This window comes from Companilactobacillus kedongensis (genome assembly GCF_003946625.1).
In the GTDB taxonomy this organism is placed as follows: Bacteria; Bacillota; Bacilli; order Lactobacillales; family Lactobacillaceae; genus Companilactobacillus; species Companilactobacillus kedongensis.
The window spans coordinates 89,234-111,536 of sequence record NZ_RHOR01000001.1; the positions used below are offsets into that span (position 1 = coordinate 89,234).

The window sequence follows — 22,303 nt, forward strand, 5'->3', positions numbered from 1 at the left end:
ATATTACTTTTTAGTTCTTACTTATTTATTCAGTTGCTACGTATCAGTTTGATATTGGGATTGTTTTTATACTTAAAGAAAAAATTTACTAGTCGTTAATCCTGATTCTTTAATTGTTTTAAACTAACTTTGATAGTTTCATGGTGGATCGTTTTAAGATCTTTTGTCGCAGTTTGTAAATCACAAACAGGATTTTTAAACCAGTTAAAAATAAATCCAGAAATAGCTCCAGCCAGATAAGCCGAATAAAGTTGTCCTTTTACGGTGTATGCGTTGTTTGACATTTGGGATGAACTTTTAAGCACAGTATCTTGAATAGTTTTAGTAAACTGATTTAAAAATAAGCCGTTATCTTTCAGAATTAAAACTTTTAATGTGTCTTCATATGCAGATACACCGGCCATGATATTGTCAGAATATTCGTCAATTTGAGCGTCATTTATTTGATCGATATGATCGACTCGATTGGTAAATGCGCCTTCAATACTACTTAGTACATTTGAAACTAGTGTATTATAAAGATCTTCTTTGACCTCATAGTGCAGATAGAATGTATTTCGACTACAACGAGCCACTTCACAGATCATTTTGATGGTAATATCTTTCAATGCCATATCTTTCATTAATGTTAAAAGAGCTTGTTTTAAATTGTCTTCAGTTTTGAGGTACCTTAGATCGTTTTTATTCAAAATTATCACTCTTTTTATTTTTTATAGGACATTATACCATGTAGGTGTTAGTTAAATCACATTTGGCAAGCGTTTGACCATTGAACCGGTCTTCTAAACTTATTATATTGAGTTTTGAAAGTTTAATGAGATGAGGTACTGAGGATGAACAGAGTAGCAGAAATATTAGGTATTAAATATCCATTTATTCAAGGAGCAATGTCTTGGCTAACTAATGCAAAATTTGTTGCGGCGGTTAGTAATGCCGGTGGACTTGGAATTTTAGGTCCTAATGCCGGACAAAATACGGTAACTCCAGATCCTGTTGAAACAGCTGAACGTATGCGTTGTGAGATAAAAAAAGTTCAAGCTCTAACAGATAAACCATTTGCTGTAACTTTAATTGGCGGAAATGGTGGACCAACATCAGAATTCACACTAAAAACATTGGATGTAGTAATTGAAGAACATGTACCAGCTGTACTTGTTAATTCAGTTGGAGCATTGACTGGTGGTGATTATGGAATTGAGACATCTTTACTTGCACCACTAAAGGAACACAATATTAAAATTATCGTCCGTGCATGGCAGCCTTCAATTGCCGATGCTCAAGCTGTACAAAAACAGGGTGGAGATATGTATGTAGCAACAGGTTTTGATGAAGGCGGTACTTTACCTGGAGCAGTTCTAGGATCATTTTCCATTTTGCCAATGATTGCCGATAGTGTTGATATTCCTGTTTTATTGGCCGGAGGTGTCAGCGATGTTAGAACCGTTAATGCTGCGTTCGCCTTAGGAGCAGAGGGAGTTTATGTTGGTACTCGCCTGATTCCAACAGTTGAAAATCCTGCAGCTGAAGTAACTAAGAAATTAATCGTTGATTCAACGTCAGAAGATTTAAAATTATTTCGTGTTGCGCCGGCTTATTATCGTTCATTGCCAACTACTTTGCGTAATCAATTGGTTAAAAATGATCAGGAAAAATCTGGACAGGAAGTTCTTGATGCTAATGCCAAATTAATGGGTGGAACAAGTGGAATGCGTATAGGTATGCTCGAAGGTGACTTGGAACATGGTTATGTTTCTGTTGGTACAGGGATTTCTATGATTCGTGAAATTCAGTCTGTTGAGGATGTAGTTAATGAAATGATGGCAGATTATAAAGATTAATAGGAATAAAAAAATCAGATTTCCCGTTAGGAGATCTGATTTTTTTGTGATTAAAATAGAAATACAATGGCAAAGCTTGCTAAGATAAATGGAAATTCAAAGCGGTACAAATTTAAGAAGGCACCCGCTTTTGTGTGGGTCTTTGTCATTGTAATTCGATGGTTTTAAACCCCTTTTTTAATTAAATTCCACATTTCTTCAAATCTGTGTTCATAGTTTGCTTCATTCCAAGTGTCTTTAAAATTAGGAAGTGTAAAGATCGAGAAGGCTGCTAAGATTAGTTCTGATTTCTCAAAGGTAGGGTCATTGTAACCCATGATTGTGTCCATTTCTCGGTATGCATTAATGAGTACATTATGCAGAGCAACGGGGTTGTTATCAATATATTCAGTGTTCAAATCAAACATTTTAGGGTTTGTATTGAACGCTTCTTTTTTTGCGTTAACTAAGGCCCACAACCAGTCATGTAGTTTTTTTTCTTTTGATAGAGAGCTTGATACGTGAATTCTATTGATGATTTCACGCTTGAACCATGATTCAGCAACGGCCTCCCAAAGTGCTTGTTTATTACGGAAATGTTTATATAATGCTGCATGCGAAAGTCCTAATTCTTTAGCAATTTGATCTAAAGTAACCTCGGAATTTCCAGTAGTCATGATTAATTTTTCTGCAGTAGTAATTATTTTAGCTTGTGTAGTTGCCATGATGTTTTTTAATAGAAACTCCTTTTATAATTTTATTTATTCTAACACAAAATAAGAATTAGTGACTTTATTTGACTTTTGTAACTAAACGATATAAACTGTCATCAGTTACAAAATACAAATAAAGTTACTTAATGAAATTTAGAGGAGAACTTTAAAATGAAAGCAGCTCAATTATTAAAGTATGACAAGAATTTTAAATTGGAAGTAGGAGATATACCGACTCCCAAGCCAAACGATGATGAGGTATTGGTTAAGGTTAAGGTTGCCTCAGTCAATCCATTAGAGATGTTGATTGGTACTGGTAGCGTCAAGTTGATCCAGGATTACGATAAGCCAACAACCATGGGGAATGAGTTATCAGGTATAGTTGAATCTGTTGGTAAGAATGTATCTGGTTTTAAAGTGGGGGATGCAATTTATTCTCGTTTACCATTAAATAAAATTGGTGCATTTGCGGAACATGTTGCAGTCGACTATCGTGCAATTGCTCTTAAACCTAAAAATTTAGACTTCGTTGAAAGTGCTGCTGTTCCATTAACAGGATTAACCGCTTATCAAGGATTGACTGAAGAGTTACAAGTACAATCTGGAAAAAGTATCATGATCCCCGGTGGCTCTGGTTCATTTGGACAAATGGCAATTCCTTTGGCAAAACAAATGGGATTAGATGTTTTTGTCAGTGGAAATGCTCGTTTTAAAGAATCTTCAATCGCAATTGGTGTCGATAAATATTTCGACTATCGTAAAGAAAACTATTGGGAACATTTAAAGTCAGTCGATTATGTAATTGACACAATTGGTAAAAATGAATACGATCATGAATTACAAATTATCAAACCAGGTGGGAAGATCTTATCATTGAGAATGGGGCCTAATCGCCGCTTTGCTAAAGATCATGATTTATCATTTTTGAAGACAATGTTATTTTCAATTGCTGGTAAGGGTATTGATAAGAAAGCAAAACAAGCCGGTGCAGAATATCACTTTATTTTTGTTAGAAGTAGTGGAGAACAATTGAAAAAGATAACTAAAATCGTCGAGGATAATGATATCAGACCTGCAGTTGATCCAACTGAATTTAAGTTAGACGATATTAATGAAGCACTTGATTTAGTTGCGAATGGTCACAGTAAAGGTAAAGTTGTAATTAAGTTTTAAATAGAATCTGTATCTGCTTGAATTATTTCAGGTGTGATATAGATTCTGTTTTTTTATGTTGTGTTGGTATTGGAATGCCGCATCCGGTCGTGAGAAATATAGTCTGCAATGGGACCGGTCTGAGCCGAAGTGCGGTCTCAGACCTTGATTTTGAGCTTCGCAGAGTACGCGAATCTCAAAAGTCATCCGTGGTGTAAGAACGAGAAAGGCACTCGTCCTAACGCCACCTTCATTGCTGACTATATTTCTCATGACCGGATGCTAGTTTGTTAATTATATTTTCATCAGTTATTTTTGACCACTTGGCTATCTATATTTACCAGTTACTTGAATTATTGATACACGGTTAGCGGATGATGATATTCTCCAATCATATATTAGTGTTGGAGATGATGAAAATGTTATTAGAAGCAAAGCACTTAACTAAAACTTTTGGTAAGTATGTCGCTGTAAATGATTTGAATTTAAAAATTAAAAAGGGAAGTTTTACTGCATTGCTGGGACCTAATGGAGCTGGTAAATCCAGCACTATGAATATGTTAATTGGACTAAGTAAACCTACGTCTGGTGAGTTGATTTATTCGGATAAAATAAAACTTGGAGTGGTCTTTCAAAATAGTGTTTTGGATGAAATGTTAACGGTACAGGAGAATCTACAAATCAGAGCTAAGCAATATCGACATGTTTCAAAAAATAAAGTGAATGAAGTTATTCAACAACTTGGTTTGAATGAATTTACAGGTCAACGCTATGGAACTCTATCGGGTGGCCAAAAGCGGCGAGTAGATATTGCCCGTGCACTTCTAAATGATCCGGATATTTTGTTTCTTGATGAACCGACAACGGCATTAGATATTCAAACTAGAACTGCCATTTGGCACTTATTACAAGAATTGCAACAATCAAAGGAACTGACGATTATTTTAACAACGCATTACTTGGATGAAGCAGATTCAGCGGATGACGTTTATATAATTGATCACGGAATGTTAATTGTTGAAGGGACAGCGGCTGATATCAAGGAACAATATGCTGAAGATATTCTTCATATAACAACGAGTGATGTAGATAGATTGTGTAAAAATTCGAAGATATCGCCGATTCGTAAAACAACAACACAAGTAATTTATAGTTTGTCTAATTCAAAAGATGCATTGGAAATTCTAACTGCTAATAAATCTCTTATTACAAATTTTGAATTTAGACCAGGAACTATGGATGATGCCTTCTTAGCATTGACCGGTAATGAGGTGCACTAATATGAAATCAATGATCAAACGTAATTTATTGTTATATTTTAGAAATCACAGTGGAGTGTTCTTCTCACTCATGGGTGCTTTAATATCATTTATTCTTTACTTGGTATTTCTCAAGAAGAATATGCAATCTAGCTGGAGTCAGGTTCCAAACTCGACCATACTATTAGATTTATGGTTGATTGGTGGGACGTTGAGTATTACGAGTATCACCACAACTTTAAGCAGTTTGTCGCAATCTGTGATCGATAAGGAAAAACACATTACTCAGGATCTTGAATTAACCGATGCAGGTCCATTTCGCCTGCAAATGAGTTATTTACTTAGTTCTACGATTATTGGAATTCTTATGCAGCTGATAATGTTTGCAATTATGCTTGGATATTTTTATGTTACTGATAAATTAACGGTGACTGGCGGACAATTCATAGATATATTTGGATTAATGATAATTAGCTCGCTTTTGGCAACGGCTGTGAATTCATTGATCATTAGATACATTCACAAGTCAGATAATCTAAACAAGGTAGGAACAATAGTAGGAACAGGTGCAGGATTCTTAGTTGGAACATACATTCCGATTGGATCGTTACCAAATTTTGCACAGAATTTAGTTAAAATAACTCCGGGTAGCTATGTAGCGTCATTATTTCGCCAATATTTAATGGGTAATAAACTTAATAACGTTTTTAAAAACAGTGTTTCTTCACGTAATCATTTTGATAGGTTAATGGGGATAAGATTGGAATGGTCGCACTTGTTGACTCAAAAGGAGACATACCTGATAATGGTATTAATTTTTGTAGGTGCGTTAATTCTACTGATTGGGTCACAATGGTTGCAGAACAGACGACAAATGTACTTATTACAAGAAAAATAATACGAATGGAGGATATTTTAGTGCATCAAAAATTTGAGAAAAACACTGAAATTGACTCATCAGATCCGTTGTTAACAATTCAGGCAAATGACAAAGAGGGGCAAGTACCTTCGCTTATTTCGTATTTGAATAATTATCAAGATACTCATTCAGATATCATTTCTATTAAAACAACTGATCGACTTGTGATAACGAAAATTTCCACAATCATTTTAGCCGAAATTCAGGAATCCGAATTATTGATATACACAAACTCAGGCGTAGTAAAGACTCGAGAAACGTTACATAATTTATACCAACGTCTGGGAGATTCTAGATTTGTTCAGGTTTCGAAACACGGCATTTTAAATTTAGATTATTTGACCTCACTTGAAGATAGCTTTTCAGGTAATATGACAGCAATTTTGAAAAATAATGTTAAAACAGATGTCAGTCGAAGATATGTAAAAATCCTGATGGAACGTTTGAATATATAGGGGGTTTGTGATGAGTAAAGTTGTTAATTATGCTATGCGCGGTATGGGATACGGAGCGGTAACGTATTTAATATTAATAGCTATTGATTTTGAATCGATGGCAGTTACTTCTAGTAGTATCTTTAGTGTTTTAATTATGAGTGCATTGCTTGGAATTATCAGTATGGTGTTTGACTATGACAAACTGGCTTTTCTCGTGGCTTTAGGAATTCATTTTTGTGGAACTTTAGTATTGGTGATTTCTATGCTGACTTACAATGGCTGGAAATTTGTGTTGACGTCCGGTAGCTTTTGGTGGTCCTTTATTTTAATATATATTTTTATTTGGATCGCAGTTATGGTCAACCAACATGTACGTGTTGTTAAAGTTAATAAAGCATTAAAGAAACGCAATCGAATCAATTAAAAATAGCTCTGATATCCGTTCTGATATGGATGTCAGAGCTATTTTTCAAATACGAATAATAAATAATTTGTAGCTAATATTGGCATTATTTGGGAACTTTGTATAAAATTTGTTTAAACAAATTAGAGATAAAGATGTGAATAGCTATGAGTAAATTAATTAAGAAAAACTATTTCATTCTGTTACTGTTCGTTTTGATCAGTGTAGTATTAGTTGCTTTAGTAGATTGGCATGTAGGATACGTATTTGCTACTGGCGACTATCACTATCATCTTGATCGAATTGAAACTTTGGCTAGTTCCATTAAACATTTTGATTTTTGGCCCAAAGTCGATGGTCATTTTATTGGTGGATATGGCTATGCATCAAGCCTTTTTTATCCAGATGTATTTTTGTATTTTCCAGCATTATTGAGGGTGGCTGGAGTTAGTCCAGTGATTACTTATTTATTTACTTTAGTGTTGATAAATTTTGCCACACTGTGGATCGGATATATTGCTGGTAAAAGATCATCTTTTTCAACACGACGTGCACTGTTATTCACATTGATATATACATTAAACCCATATCGTTTGCAGACGTTGTATAGTCGACAGGATCTAGGCGAGTTACTGGGTATGATTTTCTTTCCACTTGTTTTATCAGAATTGATCAATTTCAAAAATGGTTATTTTAGACAGTGGTACCTTTTAGCGTTTGCTATGATTGGCATTGGTTTTTCTCATACGATTTCACTATTTATGATGATTATTTTTGCAGCAATGTATGTACTATTGAACATTAAATATTTTTGGGATAAGAAAAAGATCATTGCTCTGATCAAAGCAGCGGGATTAACTATTGGTGCAACGGCTATGATCTATTTGCCCATACTGGAACAGATGCGCGGTCAGAAGTATGCTTTGACAACTGACCCTTTGATCAACATTACCAATCAAGTTTTTTCTATCAAGGACTTGATCAATAATTCATTGATAAATTCAGTATTTCACGGCGATACGGTAAATATTGGAACAGTAATTTTTATAAGTTTGATAGTTTATTCAATTTATAATCTTATTAAACGTAAGAATTTAGATTTAACAATAATTGCATTATTTCTATTCTTTGCTTGTACAAATATTTTTCCTTGGAAATTTATGAGTCACTCAATTTTTGCGGTAATTCAATTTCCATGGCGGTTTTTCTCAGTTATTTCTTTGATTGTGGCATATTTGTTGGTCAATGATGATTTACATTTGTTGGATCGAAGATACTTCCCCTATGTACTTGTCGGGATTATCACATTATTAACCTTGAGTTTATCGCAACAAACTGTAGCCGCATCTAAGGATAGATTAGATAGTTATTCTGACTTTAATACGATCGACAGCTATTATATCGGTGCAGGACACGAGTATTTACCTAGCCAAGTTGACTACTACGATATAAGACAACATAAAGATAGAACTATCAATTATAAGCAGTCAGATATCTCGATTCAAAATCCTACTATAAATCGACAGTATATCGCTTTTAACTTTGATACTCATGGCAAGTCAGCTAATATTCAGTTGCCATTAATTTACTATAAGGGCTATCAAAGTGAAGTCTATGGATCAGGAAATTCGACTGTACCAAGAATATCAAATTCGGGCCTTGCTGAAATTATGTTGACTGGTTCTGGAACAGTAAAGGTGCAGTATGAACATACTTTGATTCAAAAAATCAGTTTATTTATCTCAAGTTTGACAGGTTTATTAGTATTATTGAAGTTCTTGAGCAAGAGAAGACACGCTTATGTTTCCGTTTGGGATGCTGTGCCAGTGTTTGTAGTGCCAAGTGAATATGATTATATGTTTGTTTATCAAATTGTTGAAGGTATGGATGGAATTGAGGTTGAATAGCAGACAACTTAATTGAACATCTATATAATTACGTTGAATGGGGAGGAGAGCAAATATATGACTATAAAAACTAGAAAACAAGGTAATTCTTTGATTATTACTGTTCCAGCTGAATTTAAAATTGGTGAAAATGTTGAATTTAATCCCATGTTGGATGATAACGGGGTTATTTCCTTCGTTCCGGTGCATAAGAATTTATTTGCGCAACATCCAGAGTATGATTTAAAAAACGCTATTAAAAAAATTAACATAGGTGATAATGGAAGTGCTGTCGGTAAAGAAAATATTTTGTAGAAAAGTTATTTTTCAACAGAGATATTCAATTTAATTAATGATGAACTACATGCTGATCATGTTAGTAAATCATTGAGAGAAGAAGCACTTAATTATGTAAAAGACATTTTTTCTGTTTAAAAAACAACCAACTAAATTTTTAGTTGGTTGTTTCTTTGTCTAATTTCATAAAATATGGTATATCAACTTGGACGGTTTTGGTCAGATCAGTAAAGGGAATCTGGTAAATTAATTTATAGGCGAACAATTTGAGAAGTCCATTTTGTGGCTGTGGATTATACAGTGGATCGTTGACGATCGGCCAACCATTATGTGACAAGTGAACGCGTAATTGATGAGTTCGTCCAGTGTAAAGTTTGAGGTTTAATAGTGCTTGTTTGGAATTCTTACTGATTACGTGATATTCGGTTTTAGCATTTTGACCGTCAGTTCTGACCATTCGTTTTCTTTTGTCATCAGGGTCAAGGCCGATCGGTTGGTCGATCACACCAGAATTTTCAATTGGCTGCTTCAGATCAACAATGGCTAGATACTCTCGTTGCAAAGTCTTACTGCTGAGTTGGCGATTAAATATCGGCACCAGATAGGGCGTTTTAGAGATCAAGACTAGACCAGAAGTTTCTTGATCTATGCGATGGACCATGTAGGGATGTTGACCGTATTTATTCAAGTGGCTCTCAGCATCGTTAAATAAGGTATTGTCCTCGCTATTCAGATTGGGATGAGTTTTTTGGCCAGCTGGTTTATTGACGACTAATAAATCGTCATTTTCGTAGGCAACGTTCAGTTTTCCACTTCCAGGTAGATAGTGTTGGCTCGTTCTCGGATCGAAGTCGAAGTTCATAGTTACTAAATCATTATTCTTAATGATCGTATTGAAAGCTTGATACTGTCCATTGATTAAAATATTTTGTTCAACACGTAAAAAGTGCTGCCATTTTTTGGGAACAAGCCATTTTTGAAGTAATTCGCGAACCGATAATTTCTCTGTTCTGGCTTGTTTATAAGTGATGTTTTTTTGATACATTTATTTACCTCTGGTTAAGATTTTAATTGTAATTCAAAAAGTAAGCAATTATATGATAAAATTTGTTGTTACAGAGGTATGTAAGATGAATAAGAATAATAGGTTTTGGGAATGGTTAAAACCAAAATTAGCCATTGTTTGGGCCTTCATAAGAAAATATTGGAAAAGATTCCAAGTCACACGCTGGCTGATTTTACTTTTCTTGACGCTGATTTTAGTATTGAGTTCTGTTTGGACATTTAAAGCTAAGACGGCTGATGTTGAGAATCTAAAGTCATCTTTGCAGACGAAGACAACAGTTGTAGATAAAGACGGACATGATGCTGGAGAACTATATTCTAGCAAGGGGACTTATGTCAATTTAAAGAAAATTTCTCCAAATATTCAAAATGCAGTTATTTCTACTGAAGATAGAACTTTTTGGACTAACCCTGGTTTCAGTATCAAAGGATATGCCAGAGCGGCTTTAGGATATTTGATCCATCATGGTATTACCGGTGGTGGTAGTACTTTGACACAGCAATTAGCTAAAAATGCTTTACTTACTCAGAAGCAAACACTATCGCGTAAAGGTGAGGAATTGTTCCTATCGATCGAAATCAATCGAGTTTACTCGAAAAAGAATATTTTGACGATGTACTTGAATAATACTTACTTTGGAAATGGTGTTTGGGGTGTTCAAGATGCTTCCGAAAAATATTTTGGTAAGAATGCTAGTGAATTGAATGCTGGTGAGGCCGCTGTTTTGGCTGCCACTTTAAAGGGTTCCAACATGTACAACCCGATTGATAATTACGACAATTCTAAATCAAGACGTAATTTGGTCTTAGATTTGATGGTTCAAAATAATAAATTATCTGAATCACAAGCTAAGTATTATCAAAATCAACCAATTACCTTAAATGATAATTATAATGATGCAAACTCATACAAGTATCCTTATTTCTTTGATGCGGTAATTGCTGAAGCGGTCAATAAATATGGCTTAAAGGAAGACGATGTATTGAATAAGGGTTATAAGATCTATACGACACTTGACCCAGATATTCAAAAGTCAATGGAGAATTCTTTTGACAATAGTAGTCTTTTCCCAGCTAATGCCAGTGATGGTACGACTGTTCAGGGTGCATCGATCGCAGTCGATCCTAAGAATGGCGGAGTTTTAGCAGTTGTAGGTGGTCGTGGTGATCATACCTTTAGAGGGTTCAACCGTGCAACACAGATGAAGCGTCAGCCAGGATCAACTATTAAGCCATTAGCTGTTTATACACCTGCATTAGAGAATGGTTATAGTTATGATTCAGAGTTGCCCGATCAAATAACTAGTTTTGGTAAAAATAAATATACGCCTACTAATGCTGATGGGTTGTATCAAGATAAAATACCAATGTATCAAGCTTTAGCACAGAGTGAAAATGTCCCTGCAGTAGCTTTGTTGGACAAAATTGGTGTTAAAAAAGGTGTCAATTCAGTTGAGAACTTTGGTATCAACGTACATAAAAATGATCAAAATCTAGCTTTGGCACTTGGTGGTTTGGAAACTGGTGTATCACCAATGCAAATGGCTAGAGCTTATACTGCTTTTGCCAATGAAGGTAAATTGTCAGAAACACACTTTATTACTAAAATCGTTGATTCAACAGGAACGGTTGTCGTCGACAATACCAGTTCTTCTAATAAACAGATCATTAGTAAAGATACTGCCAAGGAAATGACAAGTATGATGCTAGGAGTCTATAACGAGGGAACTGGTAAAACTGCTAGACCTGCAGGCTATAAGATAGCGGGTAAGACTGGTAGTACAGAAGTTCCAAACTCGTATGGATATCCTGGGACTAAAGATCAATGGATGATCGGTTATACACCGGATATTGTAGTAGCCAGTTGGATCGGATTTGACAACACCGATAAAAATCATTTCTTGTATGGATATAGTGAAACTGGATTATCATCATTATTCAAGAATGAAATGAGTAATATCTTGCCTGATACGGATAACACGTCATTTAACGTTAAAGATGCCGCCAATATTGCTAATGAAGATAGTGGCGATAACAATAATTCTACAAATTCATTCCAAGATGGCGTAAATACCATTAAAGATAAGGCTTCGGAATGGTATAATGATATTAAAAGTTTTTTTGGTCAGTAGGAGGACAACATGGTTAATATTTATGATAGTGCCAATCAATTAGAAGAGGATTTAAGACAGACACCCGAGGTTGCCGACTTAAAACTTGCTTTTGAGGCTGTTAAAGCTAACGATTTGGCTTTTAAGTTATTCGATAAGGTTCAAAACAAACAATATGAACTACAACAAAAACAAGCAACAGGTCAAGAAATCACTAATGAAGATGTTGAAGGAATGCGTCAATTAACTGACCAACTTCAAAACTACAAAGAAATTAACAACTTGATGGAAAAAGAACAAAAGATGAATTCAATGATGGAAGAATTGAATAAAATCATTTCAAAACCAATTGCTGAAATTTATCAAGGCGAAAAATAATTATACTTATCCAAAAAGTCCGGTATTTGCTTAGCAAATATCGGGCTTTTGTACTATAAAGGGAGTTTGTTATATGAAATTTATACATGCGGCCGATCTGCACCTAGATACGCCATTCTCAAGCATTAATAGTTTCTACGGTGAGTTACAAGAAAAACTTCAAAAATCAACGTATACAGCTGCTAGAAGGGTATTTCAAACAGCAATCGATCAAAAGGTCGATTTTGTCATTTTAGCTGGTGATACTTTTGATGACACCGACAGATCACTGGAAGCACAGACGTTTTTAAAAGATCAATTTGAGCTACTGAATAAATCTGGGATCAAAGTTTATTTAGTTTATGGTAATCATGATTATTATCGGAATGATTATTCCGTTATCAATTTTCCTGATAATGTGACTGTATTTGATTCAGATGTTAATACGGCCACACTAGAAGCTGATGGTATGAAAATTGGCATAACAGGATTCAGCTATTATCAACAGCACGTAAGTGACGATATGATTTCCAGATATCCAAGTCGTGGTGATTTTGATTATCAAATCGGTATTTTGCACGCTGGAGTGATGGATAATAACTACGCACCATTTAAAGTAACGGATCTGCTAGCTAAAGGTTATGATTATTGGGCGCTGGGTCATATTCATAAGCGAGAGATCTTGAATAAAATGCCATATGTAATTTATCCGGGAGATACACAAGGACGTAATCAAAATGATCTGGGAGAAAAAGGATTTTATTTATTGACCGTCAAAGATAAGATTACAACTGCCCAATTTGTTCCTAGTTCTGTTTATGTTTGGAACAAGGAAACTATCAATGCAGAAGAAGACGACACATTAGATAGTCTGCTTTTAAAAATATCCAATGTTTTAGTAAATAAAAATACGATGACGACTTTAACGATAAATAATGCTCAAAAATTGTCCGATGACGTTGTTAAAGCAATCGATCGTGGTGAAATCTTACATCATTTTAGAAATAATAAATCAGCGATCCTCTACAAAATTTATCCGAAATATAATCGAAAAAACAATTTATCCACAATAGATCAGAAATATTGGGATGACAGTAAAACTAACATCTTTGATTTAGATGATATCAAGGATCTTGACAGTCGGCTCTATAATAATGAAATTATACGAAAACATATCAATCAACCGGATTTTCTCAAGCATATGCAAGAACTTGTTGAAAATACTGTAAACAAGAAATACAACGGAGAATAATCGTGAAATTAACTAAGATAAAAATATATGGATTTGGTAAATGGATCGATCAGGAATTTACCATAAATGCTGATTATCAAGTTATCTTTGGTCCAAATGAAGCTGGTAAGACCACTTTACTGACGTTTATAAAAAGTATTCTATTTGGCTTTGCGACTAATCGTGGTGAAAATAAATATCAACAGTACAAACCGAAACACGGCACGCAATATGGTGGTGAATTAGAATTTTCTGATGGTAATTCAATCTGGACCGTGATTCGAGTTGATGGTAAATCCGGAGGTGACCTGAGTTTATTCAAAGATAGACAACAGGTACCTAACAATTTGATTTCCAAAATCACCGGTGGATTTAGTAAGGAAGAGTACGAGAATACACATGTTTTAAACGACAAAAGTATTTTTTCTATCTATAAGTTGACAGCGGAACAATTAGAAACTGAAATAATGTCTGTTGGAGCGGTTGGCAGTAAGGAATGGCTGTCAGTAGCTGACGATTTGGAACACGATAGTGATCAACTGTATAAAAGTCGGGGCAGGAAACAGCCTTTAGTTCAGGCATTGGATCAGAATCAAAAGTTGCTGAAGCAAAAAACTCAATTTGATAATCAACAGACAGCCTTTAAAGACACTAAAGAACAAGTAAAAAACTTACAAGCATCTGCCTCAAAAAATCAATTTCAATACCAAGAGGCAATTGAAGAACAGAATCTGTTGTCAGGATTATTGAAGAAATGGCCAAAATATCAAGAATATAAACAGCTATCTAAAAAAAATGTTACTGAATTCAACCCAATTACGACTGAAGATTGGGAAGAGAGTTTGCGATTAAATCAAGAATTAACCACCTTAAATAACAGTCAACAGACTGCAACTTTAACTGCTGACGAACAGGCACAATTAAATTTTTATCGAAATAATAAATTTGAACTTGATGATATTAAGCAACATAAAAATGACCTGCAACAGCTTCAATTTAAAATTAATGATACAAATCAATCTCTGAATAATAATGATAATCAGATCGATCAACTGTTTTCACAGAATCCTCAGATGGATGAGAATATGCAACCATTAACACCAGATGAGATGCTGAAGCTAGACGATACACCAATTAAACAAAGTCTGAATACACCATTATTGGCAGTTTCTGCTGTAGCTTTGTTAATGGTATTTTTCATGTCAGGATTTCTTAGATTTGCGGCTGGATTGGTCTTCCTAGTTAGTTTGATAGCGACAATTTATCAACAGCGTGCATTACCAAATAATTCATCAAATGATTTTCTAAAGCAAAAGGGATATAGTGGTCTTCCTAATCAAACGGTTAAACAGTTACAGAATAGTTTGGTTCAATTACAGCGCATACGTGAATCACAGAAATCTTTAGAGAAAACGTTGCGTGAATCTGAGGCACAATTAAAACAATGGCAAGTTCGACTCCAAAGGCTCAATTTGGATGATCAAAATGAGTTACTAACGAATATAGAAAATTACTTTGATCAACTAAACATTGTTCAAGCTAAAGCTGACTTAATAAACTCAACTCAAATTGAATCTGAAAATTCTCATCTGGATCGAATTGCAACATTACAACGTTCACTAAAGGCCATTTTGGAGCGTAACCATGCTTCTACAATGGATGAGTTGACCAAGTTACGTACAGATCAGAAAAACAATCGTAATTTAGTTAATCAATTAAATGCCGATAAAGTGTTTATCGGTGATGATATGAAACAATTGAGTCAATTTCAATCTTTGTCTGAACTGTCTAACAGAGTAGATGAGGTCAACAATAAAGTTAAACAGTTAGAACAGGCTAACAATCAGACAAATCGCCAATTAGGATCACTTAAAGAAAAGCAGGAACAAATCTTTGACGACAGCAGTTATCGAAGACTGATTTCAGATCTTACACAAAATGAAGCTGACTTAGTCGAATTATATGATGAATGGTTAGCTGACAAATTAGCAAGCGATTGGATCCGGGGGATGCTTAACTTAGCTAGTGAGAATCGTTATCCAAAGATGTTACAGACGGCTAAGCATTATTTCAATGTGTTAACTGATGGTAATTACGTCAATATTGAATTAAATGATCAAAAATTGAAGTTAGTTAGAGCTGATAAAACTAGCTTTGATGTTCACGAATTGTCCAAAGCAACAACGGTTCAACTATATTTATCATTGAGATTAGCTTTCATTACTGAAATTTCTGATTTGGTAAATTTACCTATTTTAATTGATGATGCTTTTGTTGACTTTGATAGTAATAGAACGGAAAATATAATGGAATTAGTAAAAGATATATCAAAGAATAATCAAATTATTTATGTCACGGCTAGATTGACATCTGAAATAGATAATGGACATATTTTGAAATTAAAGGAGAGCAAGCATGCCTAAGATTATTGATTATAAAAATGGTGATCAGATGAGTTTAGAGGCAATTATCAAGAAATCTGATTATCGTTTGGCAAAGAATGGAAAAAACTTCTTATCATTAGTATTTGAAGATAAATCATGTCAGATCCCAGGTAAGTTTTGGGATGCCAGTGAAGAAGACGCCAAGAAGTATCGTGTTGGAACAGTCGTTCAATTAGATGGTAAAAGAGACATCTATCAAGGTAAGCCTCAAGTCATTATCAATCATTTAGGAACCTTAGATCCAGATACAGTTGATATGTCGCAGTTTATTCAAACGGCTCCGATCAAACGACAAGATATGGAAAATGAATTTGAGGATATCTTCTTAGAGATAACTAATGGTGCTTGGAATCGAATTGTTAGATATCTATTCAAGAAGTATCACAATCAGTTCTTTACGAGTGCTGCTGCCAAAGTTAACCATCATGATTTTCAAGGTGGTTTAGCTTATCATACATTGAGTATGGTGCATTTGGCAGAAAAGATCTCAGACCAATATCCTCAAATTGATAAAGCACTATTGATTGCCGGAGCTTGTTTGCATGACTTAGGTAAAACGATCGAGTTGTCTGGTACCTTAGATGTTGAATATACATTTGAAGGTAATATGCTGGGGCATATTACAATTATTGATGAAGAGATCGTTAAAGCTGCACAAGAAATGAAGATCGACCTTGATTCAGAGGATATGGTCATGCTGCGTCACATGGTCTTGTCACATCACGGATTATTAGAATATGGTTCTCCGGAGCGTCCTAAACTGTTAGAGGCTGAAGTGTTGCACGATATTGACGTATTAGATGCATCAATAAATATGATCAGTAAGGCGTTAGATAAGACCGAAGAAGGTAAGTTCTCAGAAAGAATCTTTGGTATGGATAATCGATCATTCTACAAACATTAGGGCAAAAAAAAGGATTCGGAAATTTTCCGAATCCTTTTTAAATTCAATTATTTACTTGCTTTTGAACCTGAAACATATCCTGAAAGGATATCTTTAAGATCGTTATCCTTGATTGAAACATCAGCCTTCTTCAAGACTTTAGAAATAACCTTTTGCATAACGGTTGAATCTTGCATCCATTCTGCATAGATCTTAGATTTCAATAGAGCTTTGTGGTCAGCTAACTTACCCTTAGCAGGTTTCTTAACTAACTTGATAACTGAGTAACCGTAACTTGTCTTAACTGGTTCTGATGTAACATCGCCAACCTTGTCAAGTTTATATGCGGCTGTCTTAAAGTCTGAATCGATTGTTGTACTGTCTTTATCGAATGCTGCCATCTTACCACCATTGTTCTTTGTGGCAGAATCAGTTGAGTATTCTTTAGCTAAATCAGCAAACTTCTCACCGTTATTGAGTTTATCAATAACTTCTTGAGCAGTAGCCTTCTTCTTAACTAGGACTTGGGCAACTGTGATTTTTGGTTGATATGATTTCCATTCGCTTTGAAGTTTCTTGTTAGAAATCTTCTTGTTATCTTTCAAAGCAACTTTTGTAAGAAGGTTAGTACGGATATTCTTCTTAAATTGTTTTGCTGTCATACCATTTTGTTGAAGAATTGAACTGAATGAAGAACCGTATTGTGACTTGTACTTGTTATATTCTTTAGTAACTTTCTTGTCACTAACTTGTTTTCCATATTGTTCTTCAAGAGCCTTAGAGATGATCATTGTTTGAAGTGTTTGCTTACCAGAAGAAGAACTCTTCATTTCATCGTAATATTCTTGTTGAGTAATTCTTCCGCCCTTCATAGAAGCAACGGTCTTGTTACCGGAACATCCAGCAACAACGGTTATCATTAGAAGACCAGCAATTGCTAGGATCCACTTAGTAAATCGTTTATTCATCCTTTTACACATCCTTATTTAATATGTCTACAATTGAAGAGAATACCATAAAATAGCAGTTTAAGTCGGATAAATCAGGAAAAAATCATAAAAACTTCACAAATTATCTATTTATGCTATTCATATCTTCAAGATTACCTTGTAACTCAGAAATTGTCGACTGTAAACCCTCGATATCTGGTTGTATATCATTGGTGTAGTCTGAAAAATCTTTTTGAAGTCCTTTAACGACACCAGGGACCACTTTGACGCTGTCAGAAAGTTCCGTTAAAGAATCTTTGATTGCTGAAACTTTAACTAAAATTTTGTTGGCATCATCAGTTAACGTACCTTTTTGAAAGTAGTTTAGTGCTACACCGGAAATAGCTCCAATTACAAAGCCAGTAGTAAACTTCATAGACTAGTCCTCCAAGTTTTTCTTGATGGCATCAGCACGCTCTTGCATTTGTTCGTCAGAAGCGACACCGGTATTATCAGCCCATTTCATTGAAAAGCCATCTTTATCAGAATATCTAGGAACTAAGTGAATATGTGAGTGCATAACACTTTGATAGGCGATCTCACCATTATTTAGGCAGATGTTCATACCAATAATATCAGGATTTGATTCCTTAATGGCACGAGCAATCATAGGTACTTTCTTGAAGACACGTTGTGCAAGATCTTCGTCGTATTCAAAGATATTCTTAACGTGTTTCTTAGGTACGATCAAAGTATGACCCGGAGTAACTTGAGATATGTCAAAGAAAGCTTTGATATCGTCATCCTCATATATAGTAGTACTTGGAATTTCATTGTTGATTATTTTACAAAAGATACAATCATCCATAAAAAATCTCCTCTCAAAAAGTATATTTATACTAATGCTATCATAATTGATTGAAACTGTTTACACAATTCTGTGCAACTTAGTGAGATAAGTGTTCAGTGGCATAGTTTGCCTCGTCAGATGTAAATTTATCTCCATCTTTTGAAATAAGCTGTTCATAAATTTCTCGTTTTGACATAGATATATTACGATATGTTTCAGCAGTTGCTAAAGCGTTCGTGTTCCAATTGGCTTTGACATGATCAACGGCATATTGCGCCACTGAAGTAGAGAGGTTGTCGCCAGATTTTGCTGTTAATTGATCGTAAATTCCAGTTTTTGATATATTCATATCTTTTGCATAGATCTTGGCTCGTTTGAGAGCGTCTTTGTCGTTAGAGGTAGGATTTGAATCGTCAGCCGTTGTTGCAGTGTTATCTGAATTTTCTTCGTTTTCGTAATCAGTGCCGTAATTATCATTGGTGAAATTGACTTCGTGAAGTTCACTTTCGAGTAAACCCTTGATTTTTGCGGTGATAGTGAAGGTGGTGTACATAAGGTCCTTACTTGTTTTGCCGTCATCGACCAATTGAATCGACCATTTCTTATCGTTTCCGATTTTAATATTTTTAACTACTTTGTATTCTTTTTGATTATCTTCGATTTTAACCGTTGATCCTTTGGGTGCAGTACCAGAAACTTTTATTGATTTTGTCTGCTTATCAACGTACAGGTCGCCAAATCTGTCTTGTCCCTTAATAGTTAATTTGGTATGTGCACTGCTAGGGATGTTACCAACTTTTATTTTCTTGATATCAGATTTACCGTACTTATTCTTGGCACGGAGTTTGTAAGTTGTACCTGGTTCAAGATCTTTTAAAGTAAAGCGTCCACTGTGGTCGGATTTAACCTTTTTGTTATCAGTAAATCCATCATAATTACTGGCAGTGACTTTGGTATCTTTTGAAGTTTTACCACTGACTGCACCAGTTGTATTTTTACCAGTTATTTTAACATGATTAGTATCGACTGAAATTGTTGGTTTAGTATGAAAGCTAGCGATCCAAGCAATCATTATGATAACAACAATCACTGCTATTACCGCAGTTGAGATCAATATATTACGATTTTTTCTTTTTATTTTTTGAAGGCCTTCTTTAGAAAGCTTAGGTTCTGTTTTTTCCGGAGCTTGTTTTGATTTCGCAATAGTAAATTTTGGTTGTTCTTTGCCACAGTATGGACAGAAAACAACATATTCCTCGATTTCTTTTCCACAATGGACACAAAATCGTTTGTCTTTAGATTTCATAACTTCCCCCTGAAATGAATCTCACTTTATATTCAGCTTTTTTAGTCATCAGATATTGGACATTCATGCTTATAACAACATAAAGATAGCATTGCAGAAAAGGGCAAACAACAAATTGTTTCACGGATTCACAAAAATAGAAGTAATTTAGGAAATCTAGTTAATAACTTTCAATAATTTAAATTAATTAGCGCTTGGGTTATAATAAGTAGTAATAATAAGCACAGTTCGAAGTCAGGTCGGCTTAGAATTGTGCTTTTGTAATTAAAACAGGTATAGGTGGTTATCTATGACTCTAGAACTTAAAGAACTGACTGGTGGTTATGGTCAAGTATCAGTCTTAAAAAAAGAAACCTTTACAGTTGAAGATGGACAAGTCGTTGGACTAATTGGTTTAAACGGTGCTGGTAAGTCGACAACTATTAAACATATTATTGGTTTGCTTACTCCTCGTGGCGGTCAAATTTTGATCGACGGTTTGAGTTTGCAAGACAATGTCGAAGAGTATCGTAAGAAAATTGCTTACGTACCAGAGATGCCAATTCTTTATTCAGAACTTACATTGAAAGAACATATCAATTTGACGATCATGGCTTATGGTCTTGATCACGACAAAACTTGGGAAAAAGCCCATGAACTTTTAAAAACATTCCGTTTGGATAATAAACTAGATTGGTTCCCACAGAACTTTTCAAAAGGTATGAAGCAAAAAGTTATGATCGTCTGTGCCTTCATGACAGATGCACGCTTATTTATTATTGATGAACCATTCACTGGTTTGGACCCACTAGCGGTCAACGATTTATTGAATATTGTCGAAGAAAAGAAACAAAAGGGTTGTTCAATATTGATGTCTACTCACGTTTTAGCAACCGTTCAAGATCATGCCGACAAATTCATTCTATTAAATCATGGACAAGTTAGAGCTGACGGAACACTTGATGAGTTAAAGGAGAAGTTTGACATGCAGAATGGTAACTTAGACGATATCTACATTAAAATGTCAAACGAAGATCAATAATGACAGATTTATGGAAAGAACGATTAAGAAGACATCAACTTAATCAATTCAAATATCTGCGATTGATCTTTAATGATAACTTTGTCCTAGCATTTATCGTTTTGATTGGTGCTTTGGGATTTTGGTATTCCAATTTTCTAGATACTATCAGTCAAGTGAATGTATTTGGTAAGCCAGTAGTGATCATTTTATTCTGGTTCATTGCACAATCGGGAAGTGTGGCAACTTTATTAGAGGAGCCTGATAGTACTTTCTTGTTGGTCAAAGAAAAGGATTTCTATGACTATTTCAAGGCTGCTAGAAATTACAGCAGCATGTTGCCAGTGGTAGCAGTAGCTTTAGTTGGATTTTTAATGTCACCATTTGCTTTTAAGGCAGCTGGCTTGTCAGTCCTATCAATTATTATGTTGACAATAGGTGTGGTCATTTATAAATTTGCCATGCTTAATTTTGAAATTTTTGGTATCTATGGTAAAGAGAATTTCAAAGGTCTATCAATCAAAATTTGGGTAAATTTAGCTTTAGTCGTGTTGTTGATTTTGTCATCCTATCTAAGCAGCTTTATCTTGATCGTTGTTGCAGCAATTTTGTTAGGATATGCAGTTTCAAGAAGTCAGTCGATCTGTGAGTCGGGCCAACTTCAATGGCAGAGTGCGATTGCCAAAGAGAATCAGAGAATGTTTAGAATTAAGCGTTTCTACAATTTATTTACAGATGTTCCCGGAGTTAATAGTAAGATCAGACGTCGTAAATGGTTGGATTTCTTGTTCAAGGGTATCAAAGAGGAACAGGGGAATACTTATCTATATCTATTTGCACGTGGATTCGTCAGAAATAACGAATACATTGGTTTATTTATGAGATTAACGATCATTCAAGCGATTATGTTATGCTTGATCGATAACTTTTATATCTCTTTAATAGTAGAAATGTTGTTTATATATTTAGTTGGATTCCAATTAAAGCCTTACTTTAAAGAAACAATGCAGAATTTAATGCAAAGAATTTATCCGGTCAAACAGTCGGATAAGATCAAAGATTTTACCAAATTAAGTATGTTTGTCTTGTTCGTTCAATGGGTAGTCAGCGCATTTGCCATCTTATATAAATTTGGTTTCAGCGTAAATGGCTTGATAATTGTGGCAGCAGGATTAGCTGTATTAGTCTTTGTAGGATATTTCTATATCCCTAGACAACTTAAAAAAATATTTTAATAGTGGAGT

The 22,303-nt window shown here is 34.7% G+C and carries 22 protein-coding genes; 15 read left to right on the forward strand and 7 right to left on the reverse strand.

Features of this window, described 5'->3' with window-relative positions; genetic code table 11:
• Positions 1 to 95 precede the first annotated feature (95 nt).
• Complete coding sequence (locus tag EKM60_RS00395; RefSeq protein ID WP_164508280.1) at positions 96 to 689, reverse strand: TetR/AcrR family transcriptional regulator; 594 nt, start codon at positions 687 to 689, stop codon at positions 96 to 98.
• Between the two features lie 144 nt (positions 690 to 833).
• On the opposite strand from EKM60_RS00395, the gene EKM60_RS00400 reads away from it, so the two are divergent.
• The gene (locus EKM60_RS00400) at positions 834 to 1,838 is read left to right on the forward strand and encodes an NAD(P)H-dependent flavin oxidoreductase (RefSeq protein ID WP_125711565.1); all 1,005 of its coding nucleotides are present in this window, start codon (positions 834 to 836) and stop codon (positions 1,836 to 1,838) included.
• Positions 1,839 to 2,002: 164 nt separating this feature from the next.
• Here EKM60_RS00400 and EKM60_RS00405 read toward each other — a convergent pair whose 3' ends face one another.
• Positions 2,003 to 2,542, reverse strand: coding sequence for a TetR/AcrR family transcriptional regulator (locus tag EKM60_RS00405; RefSeq protein WP_225426966.1), 540 nt, complete (start codon positions 2,540 to 2,542; stop codon positions 2,003 to 2,005).
• Between the two features lie 159 nt (positions 2,543 to 2,701).
• Here EKM60_RS00405 and EKM60_RS00410 point away from each other — a divergent pair, with 159 nt between their 5' ends.
• The 7 genes from EKM60_RS00410 (at position 2,702) to mazE (ending at position 8,901) form a co-directional block, all read left to right on the forward strand.
• Complete coding sequence (locus tag EKM60_RS00410; protein ID WP_125711567.1) at positions 2,702 to 3,703, forward strand: NADP-dependent oxidoreductase; 1,002 nt, start codon at positions 2,702 to 2,704, stop codon at positions 3,701 to 3,703.
• A gap of 398 nt (positions 3,704 to 4,101) precedes the next feature.
• Complete coding sequence (locus tag EKM60_RS00415; RefSeq protein WP_125711568.1) at positions 4,102 to 4,962, forward strand: ABC transporter ATP-binding protein; 861 nt, start codon at positions 4,102 to 4,104, stop codon at positions 4,960 to 4,962.
• Between the two features lies 1 nt (position 4,963).
• Positions 4,964 to 5,839: an ABC transporter permease gene (locus EKM60_RS00420; RefSeq protein ID WP_125711569.1), complete on the forward strand. Its 876-nt coding sequence runs from the start codon at positions 4,964 to 4,966 to the stop codon at positions 5,837 to 5,839.
• 5 nt (positions 5,840 to 5,844) lie between these two features.
• A complete protein-coding gene (locus tag EKM60_RS00425; RefSeq protein ID WP_225426967.1) occupies positions 5,845 to 6,315 on the forward strand; it encodes a LytTR family DNA-binding domain-containing protein in 471 nt (156 codons plus the stop codon).
• A gap of 10 nt (positions 6,316 to 6,325) precedes the next feature.
• The gene (locus EKM60_RS00430; RefSeq protein ID WP_125711571.1) at positions 6,326 to 6,721 is read left to right on the forward strand and encodes a DUF3021 domain-containing protein; all 396 of its coding nucleotides are present in this window, start codon (positions 6,326 to 6,328) and stop codon (positions 6,719 to 6,721) included.
• A 146-nt stretch (positions 6,722 to 6,867) separates the two neighbouring features.
• A complete protein-coding gene (locus tag EKM60_RS00435) occupies positions 6,868 to 8,607 on the forward strand; it encodes a hypothetical protein (protein WP_125711572.1) in 1,740 nt (579 codons plus the stop codon).
• A gap of 57 nt (positions 8,608 to 8,664) precedes the next feature.
• Complete coding sequence (mazE, locus tag EKM60_RS00440; RefSeq protein WP_125711573.1) at positions 8,665 to 8,901, forward strand: type II toxin-antitoxin system PemI/MazE family antitoxin; 237 nt, start codon at positions 8,665 to 8,667, stop codon at positions 8,899 to 8,901.
• Positions 8,902 to 9,040: 139 nt separating this feature from the next.
• Here the strand turns inward: mazE and EKM60_RS00445 are convergent, their stop codons facing one another.
• On the reverse strand, positions 9,041 to 9,928 hold the full coding sequence (locus EKM60_RS00445) for an RluA family pseudouridine synthase (protein ID WP_125711574.1): 888 nt from the start codon (positions 9,926 to 9,928) through the stop codon (positions 9,041 to 9,043).
• Between the two features lie 85 nt (positions 9,929 to 10,013).
• On the opposite strand from EKM60_RS00445, the gene EKM60_RS00450 reads away from it, so the two are divergent.
• The 5 genes from EKM60_RS00450 to EKM60_RS00470 all read left to right on the forward strand — a co-directional run bounded on the left by EKM60_RS00450 (position 10,014) and on the right by EKM60_RS00470 (position 16,995).
• A complete protein-coding gene (locus EKM60_RS00450) occupies positions 10,014 to 12,080 on the forward strand; it encodes a PBP1A family penicillin-binding protein (RefSeq protein WP_125711575.1) in 2,067 nt (688 codons plus the stop codon).
• A gap of 9 nt (positions 12,081 to 12,089) precedes the next feature.
• Entirely contained in the window at positions 12,090 to 12,437 is a 348-nt protein-coding gene (locus EKM60_RS00455; RefSeq protein ID WP_125711576.1) for a YlbF family regulator, read from the forward strand.
• 73 nt (positions 12,438 to 12,510) lie between these two features.
• Positions 12,511 to 13,668, forward strand: coding sequence for a metallophosphoesterase family protein (locus EKM60_RS00460; protein ID WP_125711577.1), 1,158 nt, complete (start codon positions 12,511 to 12,513; stop codon positions 13,666 to 13,668).
• A gap of 2 nt (positions 13,669 to 13,670) precedes the next feature.
• The gene (locus EKM60_RS00465; RefSeq protein WP_164508281.1) at positions 13,671 to 16,070 is read left to right on the forward strand and encodes an ATP-binding protein; all 2,400 of its coding nucleotides are present in this window, start codon (positions 13,671 to 13,673) and stop codon (positions 16,068 to 16,070) included.
• Positions 16,063 to 16,995, forward strand: a complete 933-nt coding sequence (locus EKM60_RS00470) for a 3'-5' exoribonuclease YhaM family protein (RefSeq protein WP_125711579.1) — start codon at positions 16,063 to 16,065, stop codon at positions 16,993 to 16,995. The genes EKM60_RS00465 and EKM60_RS00470 overlap by 8 nt, the downstream gene beginning before the upstream one ends.
• A 47-nt stretch (positions 16,996 to 17,042) precedes the next feature.
• On the opposite strand, the gene EKM60_RS00475 is transcribed toward EKM60_RS00470, so the two are convergent.
• The 4 genes from EKM60_RS00475 to EKM60_RS00490 form a co-directional block, all read right to left on the reverse strand.
• The gene (locus tag EKM60_RS00475; RefSeq protein ID WP_125711580.1) at positions 17,043 to 17,942 is read right to left on the reverse strand and encodes a peptidylprolyl isomerase PrsA; all 900 of its coding nucleotides are present in this window, start codon (positions 17,940 to 17,942) and stop codon (positions 17,043 to 17,045) included.
• Between the two features lie 103 nt (positions 17,943 to 18,045).
• Complete coding sequence (locus tag EKM60_RS00480) at positions 18,046 to 18,339, reverse strand: hypothetical protein (protein WP_125711581.1); 294 nt, start codon at positions 18,337 to 18,339, stop codon at positions 18,046 to 18,048.
• A gap of 3 nt (positions 18,340 to 18,342) precedes the next feature.
• Positions 18,343 to 18,771, reverse strand: coding sequence for an HIT family protein (locus EKM60_RS00485; RefSeq protein WP_125711582.1), 429 nt, complete (start codon positions 18,769 to 18,771; stop codon positions 18,343 to 18,345).
• 79 nt (positions 18,772 to 18,850) lie between these two features.
• Positions 18,851 to 20,059: an Ltp family lipoprotein gene (locus EKM60_RS00490; protein WP_125711583.1), complete on the reverse strand. Its 1,209-nt coding sequence runs from the start codon at positions 20,057 to 20,059 to the stop codon at positions 18,851 to 18,853.
• Between the two features lie 289 nt (positions 20,060 to 20,348).
• On the opposite strand from EKM60_RS00490, the gene EKM60_RS00495 reads away from it, so the two are divergent.
• Together EKM60_RS00495 and EKM60_RS00500 are read left to right on the forward strand one after the other, a co-directional pair.
• On the forward strand, positions 20,349 to 21,080 hold the full coding sequence (locus EKM60_RS00495) for an ABC transporter ATP-binding protein (RefSeq protein ID WP_125711584.1): 732 nt from the start codon (positions 20,349 to 20,351) through the stop codon (positions 21,078 to 21,080).
• A complete protein-coding gene (locus tag EKM60_RS00500) occupies positions 21,080 to 22,294 on the forward strand; it encodes an ABC transporter permease (RefSeq protein WP_125711585.1) in 1,215 nt (404 codons plus the stop codon). The genes EKM60_RS00495 and EKM60_RS00500 overlap by 1 nt, the downstream gene beginning before the upstream one ends.
• Positions 22,295 to 22,303 lie beyond the last annotated feature (9 nt).